This is a genomic window from Bradyrhizobium ottawaense, from assembly GCF_900099825.1.
Taxonomy (GTDB): domain Bacteria; phylum Pseudomonadota; class Alphaproteobacteria; order Rhizobiales; family Xanthobacteraceae; genus Bradyrhizobium; species Bradyrhizobium ottawaense_A.
Genome location: NZ_LT629693.1, coordinates 7,804,469 through 7,819,304, shown reverse-complemented (window position 1 = coordinate 7,819,304; position 14,836 = coordinate 7,804,469). Strand labels below are relative to the sequence as shown.

14 protein-coding genes are annotated in these 14,836 nt (G+C 63.2%); 6 read left to right on the top strand and 8 right to left on the bottom strand.

Annotated elements, in window-relative coordinates:
* The first annotated feature begins 215 nt into the window (after positions 1–215).
* Genes pxpB through BLR13_RS36965 form a run of 3 tightly spaced genes read left to right on the top strand, consistent with a single transcriptional unit; the run spans position 216 to position 2,795 of the window.
* Positions 216–947 (top strand): 5-oxoprolinase subunit PxpB, encoded by a 732-nt coding sequence (pxpB, locus tag BLR13_RS36975; protein WP_074829868.1) that lies wholly within the window; start codon positions 216–218, stop codon positions 945–947.
* Complete coding sequence (locus tag BLR13_RS36970) at positions 944–1,987, top strand: biotin-dependent carboxyltransferase family protein (protein ID WP_074829870.1); 1,044 nt, start codon at positions 944–946, stop codon at positions 1,985–1,987. The genes pxpB and BLR13_RS36970 overlap by 4 nt, the downstream gene beginning before the upstream one ends.
* A 37-nt stretch (positions 1,988–2,024) precedes the next feature.
* Positions 2,025–2,795, top strand: a complete 771-nt coding sequence (locus BLR13_RS36965; protein ID WP_074829873.1) for a LamB/YcsF family protein — start codon at positions 2,025–2,027, stop codon at positions 2,793–2,795.
* Positions 2,796–2,852: 57 nt separating this feature from the next.
* Here the strand turns inward: BLR13_RS36965 and BLR13_RS36960 are convergent, their stop codons facing one another.
* From BLR13_RS36960 to BLR13_RS36940, 5 genes are all read right to left on the bottom strand, one after another.
* The gene (locus BLR13_RS36960) at positions 2,853–3,005 is read right to left on the bottom strand and encodes a hypothetical protein (protein ID WP_171945020.1); all 153 of its coding nucleotides are present in this window, start codon (positions 3,003–3,005) and stop codon (positions 2,853–2,855) included.
* A 273-nt stretch (positions 3,006–3,278) separates the two neighbouring features.
* Positions 3,279–4,874, bottom strand: a complete 1,596-nt coding sequence (locus BLR13_RS36955; RefSeq protein WP_074829876.1) for a sulfite reductase subunit alpha — start codon at positions 4,872–4,874, stop codon at positions 3,279–3,281.
* Positions 4,871–6,658, bottom strand: a complete 1,788-nt coding sequence (locus BLR13_RS36950; RefSeq protein WP_074829878.1) for a NirA family protein — start codon at positions 6,656–6,658, stop codon at positions 4,871–4,873. Before BLR13_RS36950 ends, BLR13_RS36955 begins: the two co-directional genes overlap by 4 nt.
* A 345-nt stretch (positions 6,659–7,003) precedes the next feature.
* Positions 7,004–8,170, bottom strand: coding sequence for a CmpA/NrtA family ABC transporter substrate-binding protein (locus BLR13_RS36945; RefSeq protein WP_074829881.1), 1,167 nt, complete (start codon positions 8,168–8,170; stop codon positions 7,004–7,006).
* Positions 8,167–8,757 carry an ANTAR domain-containing response regulator gene (locus BLR13_RS36940; RefSeq protein ID WP_074832323.1) on the bottom strand — a complete coding sequence of 197 codons (591 nt, stop codon included), beginning with the start codon at positions 8,755–8,757 and terminating at the stop codon, positions 8,167–8,169. Before BLR13_RS36940 ends, BLR13_RS36945 begins: the two co-directional genes overlap by 4 nt.
* 112 nt (positions 8,758–8,869) lie before the next feature.
* On the opposite strand from BLR13_RS36940, the gene rimO reads away from it, so the two are divergent.
* The 3 genes from rimO (at position 8,870) to BLR13_RS36925 (ending at position 12,089) form a co-directional block, all read left to right on the top strand.
* Positions 8,870–10,195, top strand: coding sequence for a 30S ribosomal protein S12 methylthiotransferase RimO (gene rimO / locus BLR13_RS36935; RefSeq protein ID WP_074829884.1), 1,326 nt, complete (start codon positions 8,870–8,872; stop codon positions 10,193–10,195).
* 27 nt (positions 10,196–10,222) lie between these two features.
* On the top strand, positions 10,223–10,627 hold the full coding sequence (locus BLR13_RS36930; RefSeq protein ID WP_244525013.1) for a PaaI family thioesterase: 405 nt from the start codon (positions 10,223–10,225) through the stop codon (positions 10,625–10,627).
* 265 nt (positions 10,628–10,892) lie between these two features.
* Entirely contained in the window at positions 10,893–12,089 is a 1,197-nt protein-coding gene (locus BLR13_RS36925) for an acetylornithine transaminase (RefSeq protein WP_074829888.1), read from the top strand.
* Positions 12,090–12,190: 101 nt separating this feature from the next.
* Here the strand turns inward: BLR13_RS36925 and BLR13_RS36920 are convergent, their stop codons facing one another.
* From BLR13_RS36920 to pcsA, 3 genes are all read right to left on the bottom strand, one after another.
* Complete coding sequence (locus BLR13_RS36920; protein ID WP_074829889.1) at positions 12,191–13,165, bottom strand: quinone oxidoreductase family protein; 975 nt, start codon at positions 13,163–13,165, stop codon at positions 12,191–12,193.
* A gap of 88 nt (positions 13,166–13,253) precedes the next feature.
* Positions 13,254–13,979 (bottom strand): TerC family protein, encoded by a 726-nt coding sequence (locus tag BLR13_RS36915; protein WP_074829892.1) that lies wholly within the window; start codon positions 13,977–13,979, stop codon positions 13,254–13,256.
* The gene (pcsA, locus tag BLR13_RS36910; protein WP_074829893.1) at positions 13,976–14,710 is read right to left on the bottom strand and encodes a phosphatidylcholine synthase; all 735 of its coding nucleotides are present in this window, start codon (positions 14,708–14,710) and stop codon (positions 13,976–13,978) included. The genes BLR13_RS36915 and pcsA overlap by 4 nt, the downstream gene beginning before the upstream one ends.
* Positions 14,711–14,836: the final 126 nt, after the last annotated feature.

Here is a 14,836-nt window from a genome sequence, read left to right as displayed (position 1 = left end):
CCGGGAGGGAATTGATGAAAGCCCGCGCATCTTGCGGGGCACAGGCATCGCGTCAAGGGCCTGCCAGATATGCGCCGATCACAACATCTTATCAACGCAATGCAGATTAATTTATTGAACTTGCAGGCCGATTTCACACGAAGCGAATTCCACTTCCCCGCAAAACACGCTACAGATCGGCTTCAGCCCAGAAGCTACGAGGCAGTTACAAGGCCATGGCCGCGCCGCTATCCCCGCCCCGCCTTTTGCCCAGTGGCGACAGCGCCATCACGGTGGAATTCAGCCGCAGCATCGATGATGCCGCCAACCGGCGGGTGCTGGCGCTCGACCGCGCGCTGGCGGCCGAGCCGATCGCGGGTGTAACCGAGGCCGTGCCGACCTACCGGTCGCTGCTGGTGCATTACGATCCCCTGCAGGTCGGTTTCGACGATCTTGGCGAGAAGCTGCTGGCGCTCGCACAACGGCCTGTTCCGGCGACGATAGCGGCCCGGCGCTGGCGCATTCCCGTCGTCTATGGCGGCGAGCACGGCATCGACCTCGAGGACGTAGCAAAAACCCTCAACACCACGCCTGACGACATCGTGGCGCGGCACACGGCCGGCCACTACCGCGTCGCCATGATCGGCTTTACGCCGGGCTGGTCCTATCTCAGCGGCCTTGCCGATTTCCTGCATCTGCCGCGGCGTCAGAACCCGCGTCTGCTCACTCCCGCCGGCACGATTTCGATCGGCGGCGTGCAGACCGGCGTGCAGTGCCTCGCCGGCCCGAGCGGCTGGCATTTGCTCGGACAGACCGCGGTTCGCACCTATCAGCTCCACCGCGATCCAATCTTCCTTTTGGAGCCGGGCGACCAAATCAGCTTTGCGGCTGTCGACGCCAAAACCTTCGCGGAGCAGGACCGCGCCGCGGAAGCCGGCGAGTTCGTGGCCGAGTTGCTGGCCTCATGAGCAAGCTCGTCATCACATCGATCGGTCCGGCAAGCTCGATCCAGGACGGTGGACGTCCCGGCTCCCAGCGCTATGGCCTGGTGCCGAGCGGCGCGATGGACCGTCTGGCGCTGGCAACGGCGAATACGCTGGTGGGAAACGAACCGTTTGCAGCCTGCGTCGAAATCGGCCCGTTCGGGGCGGCTTTCACGGCGCGCGGCGGCGCGGTTCGGATCGCGCTTGCCGGTGCGTCACGGAATGCCGATATCGCCGGGCGGCCGGTTGTGCCGAACACCTCGGCGACGCTTGCCGACGGCGAGACGCTGACGCTCGGCTTTGCCCGCAGCGGTTCGTTCAGTTATCTCGCCATCGAAGGCAGTATTGCCGGCGAGCCGATGTTCGGCAGCCTCGCCGTCAACGCGCGGGCCGGCCTCGGCAGCCCGTATCCACGTCCCCTGCAGGCCGGAGACGAATTGCAGACGACGACCGCCAGCGGCGCGACCGAGCGGCGGATCGAACTGCCCGCCGTATCGGACGCGCCGATCCGGGTGGTGTGGGGACCGCAGGACGACGAATTCGCCGACGACACCAAGAAGCTGTTTGTCGACAGCGAGTGGAAGATTTCGGCTACCAGCGACCGTATGGGGTACCGGCTCGAAGGCCCCGCGCTCACACATCTGCACGGCCACAACATCGTTTCCGACGGCACCGTGAACGGGAGCCTGCAGGTGCCCGGCAACGGCCAGCCGATCGTGCTGATGCCGGACCGCGGCACCAGCGGCGGCTATCCCAAGATCGCAACCGTGATCTCAGCGGATTTCGGCCGGTTTGCCCAGACCCCGGCCGGACGGCCGTTTCGCTTCCAGGCCGTCAGCATGGCCGAGGCGCAGGCCGAGGCGCGCAGGTTTGCCGAGCTGCTGCGCTCCCTGCCCGACCGGCTGCGATCAATCGAAAGCGTTGATCTCAACCTTGACGCGCTGCACGATGCCAATGTCGCAGGCTACGCCGTCAGCGCGATCGACGCCGGTACCTGGGAGGCCGAGATAACGGGGCCGGACTAACCACCAAGATCCTCAAGACGAGAAGCGGACGAACATCATGGCAAGCATCGACCTCAATTGTGATCTCGGCGAAAGCTTTGGCCCCTGGGAAATGGGCCATGATGCCGAGATGATCGAACTCGCGACGTCGGTCAATGTCGCCTGCGGCTTCCATGCCGGCGATGCCGACATCATGCGCAAGACGGTCGAACTGGCGAAGGCGAAAGGCGTCAGCGTCGGCGCCCACCCTGGATATCGCGACCTGCACGGCTTTGGCCGGCGGCCGATGCCGGGTCTGACGTCGTCGGAAATCGAGAACCTGATCGCCTACCAGATCGGCGCCTTGCAGGCGATCGCAACCGCCGCCGGCCACAAGGTGACGCACGTCAAGGCGCATGGGGCGATCTCCAACGTCGCCTGCGAGGACGACATGACGGCTCGCGCCATCGCCAACGCCATCAAGGCCGTCGATCCCAGTCTGATCTTCGTGGTGCTGGCCAACTCAAAACTCGTGACGGCGGGCGAAGCCGCCAATCTGCCGATGGTGCACGAGGTGTTCGCCGACCGCGCCTATGAGGACAACGGCAATCTGGTCTCGCGCAAGAAGCCCGGCGCCGTGCTGCACGACGCCAGGGAGATTGCCGATCGCGTGGTGAGGATGGTGCAGGACGGTGCGGTGGTCTCGGTCACCGGCAAGGTCATCAAGATGCGTACCGATACGGTCTGCATCCATGGCGACAATCCGACCGCCGTCGAGATCGCGCGCGGGGTACGTCAGGCGCTGAAGAATGCCGGGATTGCGGTGACGCCGTTCAAGACGGGGGCGTAGTGTTTTCGAGCGAAGTGGGCACCGGTTCGCGAAAAGAAAACGTGTCAAACAAAAGAGCTAGAACGGGTGAACCGAGAACGTGCCGAAGACGACAGCCGCGATCACCGCCAGCGCGCCGTACAGTGCAGCGGTATGAAATCCGGTTCCGGTCTTTCGCGACAGCGAGCGCGCATAAAAGTGAAGGCGGGCTTCCGCCGATATTTCGCGCATGGTCGATCTCCAACGCTGCATGAGCGGCATATGGAATATCGTTTGCGTCCGGATTCAAGCCGGCCGGAAAAATAGCGATGCGGATGCTTCGCTAGACTCGGTTTTCAGATGAAAATTCTCCGGCCGGGATTCCGGCGAGAATTTTATTCGGGCCGATTTGAGCTAATCGGAACCCGATATCCCGAAAGCGCACTGCGCTGGGGCGCCAGACACAAATCGCGAAAACAACCCCATGCAAAGTAGAATGGAGCGCGAAAAAGGCTCATCCCGCTCTTAGTACACGTCCTGCTGGAACCGGCCCTTCTTCTTCAGGTCCGCGACAAAGAGGATGGCCTCGTCGGTCGAGCGTGCGCCGAACTGCGCGACGATGTCGACCAGCGCCCGCTCGACGTCCTTTGCCATCCGCTTGGCATCGCCGCAGATGTAGACGTGAGCGCCCTCGGCGAGCCACGTCCATACCTCGCGGCCGACCTCGCGCATGCGATCCTGGACGTAGAACTTCTTGTCGCCGTCGCGCGACCATGCCAGCGACAACCGGGTCAGCAGACCCGAGGTCTTCATCGCGTTGAGTTCGTCGGCATAGAAGAAATCGCAATCGCTGCGCTGATGACCGAAGAACAGCCAGTTCTTGCCGGGCGCGCCGGTGGCGCGGCGGTCGTGCAGGAAGGCGCGAAACGGCGCGATGCCGGTACCCGGACCGACCATGATGATCGGCGTTTTCGCATCCTCAGGCAGCGCGAAGCCGTGGGCCTTCTGGACATAGACCTTGAGTTCGTCACCCGGATTGATCCGCTCCGAAAGAAACGTCGATGCAAGTCCCAGACGCCGGCGCTTGTTGATGACGTAACGAACGCAATCCACCGTCAGCGACAGTTTTCCGGGCGTGGCATTGTGCGACGACGAGATCGAGTAAAGCCGCGGCTGCAGCGGTTCCAGCGCCTCGACGAAGGCCTCGGGATGCGGACGGACCCGCAAAAATTTCTGCAAGACCGCCATCACGTCGAGCGTAGCGGCGTCGCCATCGGGATCTTCGCCTTGCGCCAGCGCGCGGGCCTTCTCGCGCAGCGCGCCACCGGTCAAGTAAGAGATCAACTCGAACAGCGAGTCCGGCGCCGGAGACAGCGAGACATCGTCGAGCAAGACCTCGCGCAACGTCTTGCCCCTCACCTCGGTCGTATGCGACGCGCCGAGCAGCGCGATGATCTGGTCCACCAGGCCGAGATCGTTGCGGGCGAAGATGCCGAAGGAGTCGCCGACGACGTAATCGAGACCGCAGCCGGAGAGATCGAACTCGATATGCCAGGTTTCCTTTTCCGAGCCCTTGCCGTTCAGCAACCGGCGCGAGAGGAATTTTGCCGGCGCCGGATTGTCGCGTGAGCGTCCTGCCTCCGATACCACGGCAGGCGCCGCAGGCGCGGCAGCCGTGGCCGACGACGGCGCGGCGGGCGCCTTGTCGATCTCCTCATAGAGCGACTTCAGCATCCGCGCGGTTTCCTTGCCGCCGGGGACGCAGAGATTAAGTCGTGCTTCGCTCTTGGTCGCGATCGCTTCGGAATAGTTATGGCAGTCGTAGCCGCACTGGCCGCAATCCTGCTGCGCCATCGCCGCCATGAACCGCCGCCGCAATGGACGGCCTTCGGCGAGCTTCATGCGATCGGCGATCGGCATGGTCTGGTCGTGCCAGGGCGCTTCGCCGTCGTCGCCCTCGCCGCCGCCCATGACGGCGGCGCCCTGCTCGGCCGACAACGGGGTCGGTGCGTCCGACAACAGGCCGGCAAAGAAGCCGTTCAGCCAGGACCGCTGCGCTTCGGAAAATGGCGCGCTGCCCGGAATGATCTCGATCTTCGGCGGGGGCGTGATCTGGTTCATGAGGATACCTCGGCATCGGCAAGCTTGCGCAGCGTCTCGCCGTCATGGCGGCGCGCAAACGAAAGGAAGGTTTCATCCGACGAGACGCGGTGCGCGAGATACGCCTTCAGCAGCCGCTCGACGGTCTTCGGCGCATCTTCGGCCTTGAGGTCGTGGTAGACCTCCTGCCCGACATCCGCGTCCGGACCAAAACCTCCGCCGGCGAACAGGTGATAGCCCTCGACGGTGTCGTCGTCCTCGCCAACCGGCACTTTTGCGGCAATCAGCCCAATATCGCTGATGTAGTGCTGCGCGCAGGAATGGTGGCAGCCGGTGACATGAATGTTGAGCGGGGTTTCGATATTGACCCGCGGCTCGCACCAGTCGCCGATCTCGGCGGCGTGCAGCTTGGTATTGGACGCCGCGAACTTGCAGCCGGCATTGCCGGTGCAGGCGATCAGGCCGGCGCGGATCTGCGAGGCCTCGACCGCGAGCCCAATCGCCTTGATCGCAGCGATCGCGAGTTCGACATTTTCGTCACGCACGCCCGGGATCAGCAGGTTCTGCCAGACGGTCAGGCGGATATCGCCGTCGCCGAGGTCCTGTGCGATCTTCGCCAGCCCCCGCATCTGCTCGCAGGTGACCTTGCCGAGCGGCAGCGACACGCCGATCCAGTTCAGGCCTGGCTGCTTCTGTTTGTGGACGCCGATATGGGCCATGCGGTCGAACGCCGGCCGGGGCGCCAACGCTTCCGCCGGCACGCGGGTAAAGGCCTGGCCGACCCGCTCTTCCACGACGTTGAGAAATTTGTCGTGCCCCATCGCATCGAGCACGTATTTCAGCCGTGCCTTGAGACGGTTGGTGCGGTCGCCGAGGTCGATGAAGGCGCGGACGATCGCGTCCGATACCCTGGTCGCGTCCGCAGGCTTGACGATGATGTCGCCGTATTTGGCAAAATCCCTGTGACCGGTAATGCCGCCGAGCCCAAGGCGAAACCAGACGCCGGGCTCGACGCCGAAACCGTCCTTCACTTCGACCGCCGAAAACGCGATGTCGTTGGTGTCTTCCAGCACCGCGATCTTGCCGGCACCGTCGAAAGCGACGTTGAATTTGCGCGGCAGTCCCGTCAACGAACGGTCGTTGAGGATGTGATAGTGCCACTCGCGGGCGTAGGCGCGGGTGTCGATCAGCTCCTGCGGATCGATTCCCGCCGTCGGCGTACCCGTGACGTTGCGAATGTTGTCGGCGCCCGAGCCGCGCGAGCACAGGCCGAGGTCCTGAATGCCTTCGATCAGCGCCACCGAGTTCTTGAAGGGAATTTCGCGCACCTGCAAATTCGCCCGCGTGGTGACGTGGCAGAACGGCCCGCACAGCTGCTCGGCAAGATCGGCCATACCGGCGAGCTGCCAGTGCTTCATGATCCCGTTCGGGATCCGCAGCCGGCACATGTAGGAATCCTGCGCCGGCGCCACGTAGAATAGGCCGTAATAGCGCCAGCGGAAGTTGTCAGCCGGCGACGGCGGCTTGTCGTCGAGCGCCTGCTGCTTCAGCCGCGGATAGGCATCGAACGGATGCTCCTCGCGTTTGAATTTTTCCTGATCGGCGAGCTTCTTGCCCGCAGCGATTACCTTGTCCTGCGCCTTGAGATGCGCGGCTTCCGGTCCGGTGGGCTCAGTGTTCGCTTTACCCGCGCTGCCGCCGCCGAGCCCGCGTCCGACCCGGCTGATCTGCAGTCCCGTGGTAAAGCCTTCGAGGTAACGTTTCTGCTCGTCGGTGAAGTCGACTGTAAGCGTCTCGATTTTCATGGTGTGCGACGAAGCTCCTGCGGCCACGACAGGTGGCATGACGAATGGGTGGGCGACCGCCTGAACTCTGTCTCAGCGGTGGGCTGAGCGATTTCAGGAGACGGTCCGACCAGCTTCGTTGCTGCGGAAATCCATCTTGGACGTAGGCCAGCAGGCATCTGCGACGGCTGGCTGCACTGCAACATACAAGTTGCGTGCCACACCGAGTCGAACGGAATGGTTAGTTATTTCAATATATTAGGAAAATTGGATTGAAACTCTGAAGCTGGCTTCACTGCCTTCGAAGGCAGCTTGCCTAAAAATTAGCCTGCACGGGATCAATGCCTAACTTGTCCTCACCCGGCCTCAAGGCCTCCAATGGCCAATCTTGAATGCCGCCAGATGCCCGGCAATGTCGGCCGGGTCGAAGGCAGGCCCGGCAAACGCGCCGACAGCGTCGGAAGGCCCAGTCGCCTTGCCCTGCTGTCCCAGGGCGGCGTCGTAGAGATCAGGGCGGAACACCCCCATCGCCGTTTTGAGCGCTTCGGGCTGCATCGCCGTTTGTCCCCAACGCACCATCTGGGCATAGAGCCAGGCCGCCTGCGCCGGATCGGGCCTTGCGGCGCCCTCGCGACCGACCAGTAGATAGCGGCTGCTCTCGCGCCTTGTCCCGTCCGGTGAAATCTTCAGGCGGCCATCGAGGGTACGCTGGATCACTTCCGCATCGACACCGATCCGCTCGGGCTGCGCCAGGATGCGGGCGGCCTCGGCGCGGTTTTCGGGATGCTCGATGAATTCCGCGGCGCGCGCGGCCGCCCGGATCAGCGCCGCCAGCACGTCCGGATTCTTTTCCGACCAGCTTTGCCGGACCGCCAGCACCTTCTCCGCCGCACGCACCAGGATATCGGAGACGAAATGCAGGATGTGGCCGACGCCGAGATCGACGGCGACCGAATTCCAGGGCGCCCCGACGCAAAACGCATCGACGTGTCCGTTGGCGAGGCTGTCCACCATGTAGGGCGGTGGCAGCACCACGAGATGGACGTCCTCGTCGGGATCGACCCCGCCCGCCGCCATCCAGAACCGCAGCTGGTAGTTATGGGTGGAGAACGGAAACGTCATGCCGAAGGTCAAGGGCTCCGCGCCGCTGGCGCGCCGCTTGGCAACAACCCGCGACAGCGCCAGCGCGGTCGCCATCGGGTCTGTGGCATTGCCGTCGATTTCGCCCATGATCGCCGCGTGCAGCGCCGGCGACACCGTGATGGCGTTGCCATTCAGCCCGAGATTGAACGGCGCCACGATCGGCACCTTGACATGTCCAAGCCCGAGGCTTGAGGCAATCGCAACCGGCGCCAGCAGATGTGCGGCATCGAACCGGCCGATGTTGAGTTTGTCGCGGACGTTGGACCACGACACTTCCCGCACCAGCGTGACGTCGAGCCCTTCGACCGCGGCAAAGCCCTTGTCGACGGCGACAATCAGCGCGGAGGCATCGACCAGCGGAATGAAGCCGATATGCAGCGGTGTGGTCATTTCAGCAACTCCGACGCGGTCAGGATCGACTGCGCGATCTCGCCGATCTTCTTCTTCTCGCGCATCGCCGTGGAGCGCATCAGCACATAGGCCTCGTCTTCGGTCAGGCCTTTCACCTTCATCAGGATTCCCTTGGCGCGATCGATCACCTTGCGTTCCTCGAGCGCGAATTTGGTGCGGTCGAGCTCATCCTGCAGCTTCGAAAAAGCATTGAAGCGGGAGATGCAGAGGTCGAGGATCGGCTTGATCCGCTCCTTCTTGAGGCCATCGACGATATAGGCGGAGACGCCGGCATCGACGGAGGCCTGGATCGAGGCCGCATCGCTCTGGTCGACGAACATGGCGATCGGCCGCCGCACCGCGCGGCTGACCTGGAACATTTGTTCCAGAACGTCGCGGCTGGGGTTTTCAAGGTCGATCAGGATGACGTCGGGATCGTGCGCGTAGATTCGCGCCAAAAGGCCCTGCATTTCGCTGATATGGACGACGTGGGTGAAGCCCGCCTCCCGCAATCCCTCTTCCAGGATGGCTGCACGGATCGGGCTTTCGTCGACTATGACGATTTTAGGAGACTGTTCGGCGCTCATCGACCACTCACCACCCGGCAGTCCCATCCATAGCACGCCGGCAGCGGGCATAAAGCCTTGTAATTATGAGCAATTGGGACTAGCTCGTGCGGATCAATCAGGCAGATGTGACATGCAACAGGCCGCCGCGCCCAAAGTCAGCTTTGTATCGCTGGGATGCCCCAAGGCGCTGGTGGATTCCGAGCGCATCATCACGCGGCTGCGCGCCGAAGGCTATGAACTGGCGCGCAAGCATGATGGCGCCGACATCGTCATCGTCAACACCTGCGGCTTCCTCGACAGCGCCAAGCAGGAATCGCTCGGCGCCATCGGTGAGGCCATGGCCGAGAACGGCAAGGTCATCGTTACCGGCTGCATGGGCGCGGAACCCGAGCAGATCGAGGCGGCCTATCCCGGCGTGCTGTCGATCACGGGTCCGCAGCAATATGAGAGCGTGCTGGAGGCCGTGCACCGCGCGCTGCCGCCGGTCCATAACCCGCATCTCGATCTGGTGCCGCCGCAAGGCGTCAAGCTGACGCCCAGGCACTATGCCTATTTGAAAATTTCCGAGGGCTGCAACAACCGCTGCAGTTTCTGCATCATTCCGAAACTGCGCGGCGACCTGGTATCGCGGCCGGCCAATGACGTGCTGCGCGAAGCCGAAAAACTGGTCACGGCCGGCGTCAAGGAACTGCTGGTCATTTCGCAGGACACCTCGGCCTACGGCGTCGATATCAAATACGCCGAGAGCCCGTGGAAGGACCGCCAGGTCCGCGCCAAATTCTTCGACCTCGCCAAGGAGCTCGGCGAACTCGGCGCCTGGGTGCGGCTGCAATACGTCTATCCCTACCCGCATGTCGACGAAGTCATCGGCCTGATGACCGAAGGCAAGGTTCTGCCGTATCTCGACATTCCCTTCCAGCACGCGAGCCCGGAAGTTCTCAAGGCGATGAAGCGTCCGGCCGCGCAGGAAAAGACGCTGGCGCGGATCAAGAAGTGGCGTGAAGAATGCCCCGACCTGACGCTGCGCTCGACCTTCATTGTCGGCTTTCCCGGCGAGACCGATTCCGACTTTGCGTATTTGCTGGACTGGCTGGAAGAAGCCGAGATCGATCGCCTCGGTTGCTTCAAGTACGAGCCGGTCGCAGGGGCGCCGTCGAATGCGATCGGCAATCCCGTGCCTGACGAGATCAAGCAGGAGCGCTGGAACGCACTGATGGCGCGGCAGCAGAAAATCTCGGCGCGGCGCCTCAAGCGCAAGGTCGGCACGCGGCAGCAGGTCATCATCGACGAGGTCGGTCCGACCGTCTCGAAGGGCCGCTCCAAAGCCGACGCGCCGCAGATCGACGGTTCGGTCTATCTGTCGAGCCGTCGCCCGCTGAAGGTCGGCGAAATCGTCACCGCGAAGATCGAACGCGCCGACCAGTACGATCTGCACGGCAGCGTCGCGGGATTCTGACCGGGCGCTTCCAGCATGGCGGGCAAGATGTCCGATCACTTGAAAGAAATACCGCCGGCGGCCCGGCTTCTCGGTCGCGAGATCATCTCGGTCGATCCGCAATCCGGCGAGGTGACGCTCCGCTTTATGGCGAGAGCGGAATTCGCCAACCGCCATGGCACCGTGCAAGGCGGCATGCTGGCGGCCATGCTCGATTCCGCGACCGGCAACGCTGTGATGGCCAGACTGCCATCGCATTTGACGGCGGTCACAGCTCGCCTCGATACGCAGTTTCTGAAGCCGGCCGCCCTCGGACCGATCACCGCGACGGCGCGGCTCATTCACCAGGACGAACGCGCCGCCGAAGTGCAGGCCGAGCTCACCGACAGCGAAGGGTGGGTCGTCGCGACCGCCCGTGCCGAGCTGCGGGTTCGCGAGCGTAAGACGTCCTGACGCCCGGCTGAAGCGATCTGCCGGCTTGCGGACCCGCTTGACATCCGCCGCCGATCGGCTGTATGGCCCTCCACCATGAACCTCAACCGGACCAACCGCCGCGCCAATTTCCGCCGTCGCTCCAGCGACGATGATGGGTTGCGCCGTGTCCGACGACAAAGCTGATTAACTAGTTCAGCAACGTTTTCGAGAAGGCCGCACCGAAAAAGTGCGGCCTTCTTCCGTTTAGGCCCACCTCTTCACCAGAACCCGACAGGAGACCGACATGACCAACGCACCCCATCCCTATGACGCGCTAATGAATATCACCGCGCGGCCGCCGACCGTGTTCGTCAAGGGCGACGGCGCTTATCTCTGGGACGACAGCGGCAAGCGTTATCTTGATTTCATGCAGGGTTGGGCCGTCAATTGCCTCGGCCACTCGCCCACCATTGTCGCCGACGCGCTTGCGGCGCAAGCAAAGCTGCTGCTGACCCCGAGCCCGGCCTTCTTCAACGGACCGAGCCTCAAGCTCGCCAATGCATTGGTCGCCAACAGTTGCTTCGACCAGGTGTTCTTTACCAATTCCGGCGCCGAAGCCAATGAAGGCGCGATCAAGCTGGCGCGCAAATTCGGCACGCTCTACAAGAACGGCGCGCATGAAATCATCACCTTCGTCGGCGGCTTCCACGGCCGTACGCTCGCGACCATGTCGGCATCGGGCAAGAAGGCCTTCGAGCCGCTGTTCGAGCCCAAGGTGTCAGGCTTTCCCAAGGCTCAGCTCAACGACCTCGATTCCGTCAAGCGGCTGATCTCGAGCAAGACCGTTGCCGTGATGCTGGAGCCGATCCAGGGCGAAGCCGGCGTCTGGCCGGCGACCGATCAGTTCCTGCAGGAGTTGCGCGCGCTCACCCAGGAACGCGGATTGCTGTTGATCGTCGACGAGATCCAGACCGGCATGGGCCGGACCGGCAAGCTGTTCCATTACGAACATGCCGGCATCGAACCCGACATCATGACGCTCGGCAAAGGCATTGGTGGCGGCGTGCCGCTGGCGGCGTTGCTGGCAACCGAATATGCGTCCTGTTTCGAGCATGGCGACCAGGGCGGCACCTTCAACGGCAATCCGCTGATGTGCGCAGCGGGGCTCGCGGTTCTCGAACATGTTGCCACGCCGGCGTTCCTGAAATCAGCCGCCGATGCCGGGCTGTTCCTGGAGAGCGAACTGCAAAAGCTGTCGGCGCGGCACGGGCTCGGCGAAGTGCGCGGCCGGGGCCTGTTGCTGGCGCTCGACTTGAAACTACCGATCGGCGCCTCGATCGTGGCGCAGGCGTTTTCGGAAGGCGTGCTGTTGAACTCGCCGCAGCCGGACGCGCTGCGCTTCATGCCGGCGCTCAATGTGTCCAAGGAGGAGATCGCGGACATGATCGAATGTCTGGACGCGATCCTGACCAAAGCGGGTGCCGCGCGAATGGTGGCGTAGTCAGATGCTTCGTAGGGTAGGCAAAGCGCAGCGTGCCCACCGCGGCGGCAATGGTGGGCACGGCGCAAACGCGCCTTTGCCCACCCTACAGGCGACGAACCTTACGGCCGCAAAATCGCAGCCCCCGTGGTCGCCCTGCCCTCGAGGTCGATATGCGCCTTCGCCGCATCCTTCAGCGCGTACGCATGATTGATCGGCACATGCAGCTTGCCGTTGATGACGGCGGCGAACAGCGTGTCGGCGCCTTCGAGCAATTCCTTGCGGGTGCCGACATAGTCGTTGAGTTTCGGCCGTGTCGCAAACAGCGAACCGTGATTGTTCAGTTCGGCGAGCGCGAATGGCGGCACCGGGCCGGAGGCGTTGCCGAAGCTCACGAACAGGCCGCGTGGCTTGAGACAGGACAGCGAGCCCGGGAATGTGGTCTTGCCGACGCCGTCATAGACGACGTCGCAGAGTTCGTTGCGGCTGATCTGCTTGACGCGGTCGACAAAGTTTTCCTCGTTGTAGAGGATGACATGGTCGCAACCATTGGCGAGTGCGAGATCGGCCTTGGCCTTGGAGCCCACCGTCCCGATCACATGCGCCCCCATCGCGCGCGCCCACTGGCAGGCGAGCAAGCCGATGCCGCCGGCAGCGGCGTGGATCAGCACGCGGTGATGGGGCTCGACCTTGAAGGTCTTGTGCAGGAGATACCAGACCGTCAGTCCCTTGAGCATCAGGACCGCGCCCTGCTCGTAGGTGATGTGGTCGGGCAGTTTTACGAGTTTGTCCGCTGGAATGACGCGCTCGGAAGCGTAGCCACCGAGGTTGAAATAATAGGCGACGCGATCGCCGAGATGAAAATTGGTGACTCCGGGTCCAACCGCGACCACTTCGCCCGCGGCCTCATTGCCGGCGATGAACGGCAAACCCGGTGCCTTGTAGAGGCCGGTGCGGAAATACACGTCGATGAAGTTGAGGCCGACGGCGTGCTGGCGGATGCGAACCTCGCCCGGCCCCGGCGCGGCGACCACCACATCCTCATACACCAGCGCTTCAGGGCCCCCTACCTTGTGCACGCGCACGGCCTTGGTCATGACGGTCTCCCCTCGGTATTTCCTTCAACGCTGACCTTCGAAGCGAAAGCCATCGCCGCTGCGTTGTCAACTCGCAGGCCGAAACCGGCTAACTGGCAGCCCTCTTGCGATTGCGCTTGGCGAGCACATTGAACATTTCGACGGCCGCCGAGAAGGCGATGGCGAAGTAGATGTAGCCGCGCGGAATATGGAACTTGAATCCGTCAGCGACCAGCGCCACGCCGATCAGCACCAGAAATGCCAGCGCCAGCATCTTGGTGGTCGGATGATCCGCCACGAACCGGGCCACCGGACCGGACGAAACATACATGATGACGCAGGCGATCACGACGGCTGCGATCATAATTTCCAGATCCTGCGCCATGCCGATCGCGGTGATGATCGAGTCCAGCGAGAACACCATGTCGATGATGATGATCTGGACGATCACCCAGAAGAAGGCGCTGGCTTTCGGCGTGGCGTCGGGCTCGACATCGCGCGCCTCGACTTCGGCGTGAATTTCATGCGTCGCCTTGGCGATCAGGAACAGTCCGCCGCCGATCAGGATGATGTCGCGCCAGGACAGCGCAACGCTCTTCACGGTCAGGACCGGCTCAGTCAGCCCGATCAGCCAGACCAGCAGGCTGAGCAGGATGATGCGAAACACCAGCGCCAGCAGCAAACCGATCTGGCGGGCGCGTTTGGCCTGGGCCGCCGGAATGCGCGAGACGATCACCGACAGGAAGATGACATTGTCGATCCCGAGCACGATTTCCAGCGCCGTCAGGGTCAGCAACGCCGCCCACGCTTCCGCGCTGGTCAGTAATTCCATCATGCCTTGAACGCCTTTATCCGCCGGATGACCGTATCGCTGCCGACGATATAGGCGGCGATGAAACAGAGCCCGGCTGTGATGGGAACGCCGACATTGAAATCGCAGGCCAGCGTATACATCGCCAGCGCCGCCCATGCCGCCAGCAGCCACAGCGTCAGCCAGCGCAAGCGCACGACGCGGACCGGATGCACGGTGTGAAACGGCGCAAACGTCAGCACGATCAGGACCGCAATGCCGAGGCTGGAGATCGCCGGCGGCCAATGCAGCAGGAATAGATAGAACGCCGCCGCATTCCACAGCGCCGGAAAGCCGCGGAAATGGTTGTCGGACGCCTTCATGCGCTTGTCGGCGAAATACAGCGCGCCGGACACCGCGACGCCGATGCCGAGCAGCGGCGCCGCCAGCGGCAACAGCAACCCGCTCGCCGTAATCGCATAGGCCGGAACGAAGACGTAAGTGACGAAATCGACGACGAGATCGAGCACCTCGCCCGACCAGTTCGGCTGCAATCGCACGACATCCAGCTTTCGTGCGATCGGCCCGTCGATGGCGTCGATGATCAGCGCCACGCCGAGCCAGCCGAACATGCTGGCCCAGTGCTCGCGCACGGCTTCCAGCATCGCAATCAGCGCGATGCCGGCACCGGCCGCCGTGAAGATATGCACCCCAAACGCGGCGAGACGCATCCGGGTCGATATCGGGGCTGAAACAGGCTCGGTTATCTGGTCCATTATCCCGGCAGTGCTATCAGGAATCGGCATGATTTGCATATCCGCGCTTGCGGCGTTCCGCCGCGCAAACGAAAGGAAACTTTTCAAACCCTTGACGGCTTGAAAATGCGGCCGGGAACGTCAATT

Bases quoted from the DNA above. Each gene is read 5' to 3' on its own strand.
- BLR13_RS36960 (WP_171945020.1), bottom strand. From the start codon at position 3,005: ATGCGCGAAATATCGGCGGAAGCCCGCCTTCACTTTTATGCGCGCTCG.
- BLR13_RS36940 (WP_074832323.1), bottom strand. From the start codon at position 8,757: ATGAGCGCCGAACAGTCTCCTAAAATCGTCATAGTCGACGAAAGCCCG.
- BLR13_RS36920 (WP_074829889.1), bottom strand. From the start codon at position 13,165: ATGACCAAGGCCGTGCGCGTGCACAAGGTAGGGGGCCCTGAAGCGCTG.
- BLR13_RS36915 (WP_074829892.1), bottom strand. From the start codon at position 13,979: ATGATGGAATTACTGACCAGCGCGGAAGCGTGGGCGGCGTTGCTGACC.
- BLR13_RS36930 (WP_244525013.1), top strand. From the start codon at position 10,223: ATGTCCGATCACTTGAAAGAAATACCGCCGGCGGCCCGGCTTCTCGGT.
- BLR13_RS36925 (WP_074829888.1), top strand. From the start codon at position 10,893: ATGACCAACGCACCCCATCCCTATGACGCGCTAATGAATATCACCGCG.
- BLR13_RS36945 (WP_074829881.1), bottom strand. From the start codon at position 8,170: ATGACCACACCGCTGCATATCGGCTTCATTCCGCTGGTCGATGCCTCC.
- BLR13_RS36955 (WP_074829876.1), bottom strand. From the start codon at position 4,874: ATGAACCAGATCACGCCCCCGCCGAAGATCGAGATCATTCCGGGCAGC.
- BLR13_RS36970 (WP_074829870.1), top strand. From the start codon at position 944: ATGAGCAAGCTCGTCATCACATCGATCGGTCCGGCAAGCTCGATCCAG.
- BLR13_RS36950 (WP_074829878.1), bottom strand. From the start codon at position 6,658: ATGAAAATCGAGACGCTTACAGTCGACTTCACCGACGAGCAGAAACGT.
- rimO (WP_074829884.1), top strand. From the start codon at position 8,870: ATGCAACAGGCCGCCGCGCCCAAAGTCAGCTTTGTATCGCTGGGATGC.
- BLR13_RS36965 (WP_074829873.1), top strand. From the start codon at position 2,025: ATGGCAAGCATCGACCTCAATTGTGATCTCGGCGAAAGCTTTGGCCCC.
- pxpB (WP_074829868.1), top strand. From the start codon at position 216: ATGGCCGCGCCGCTATCCCCGCCCCGCCTTTTGCCCAGTGGCGACAGC.
- pcsA (WP_074829893.1), bottom strand. From the start codon at position 14,710: ATGGACCAGATAACCGAGCCTGTTTCAGCCCCGATATCGACCCGGATG.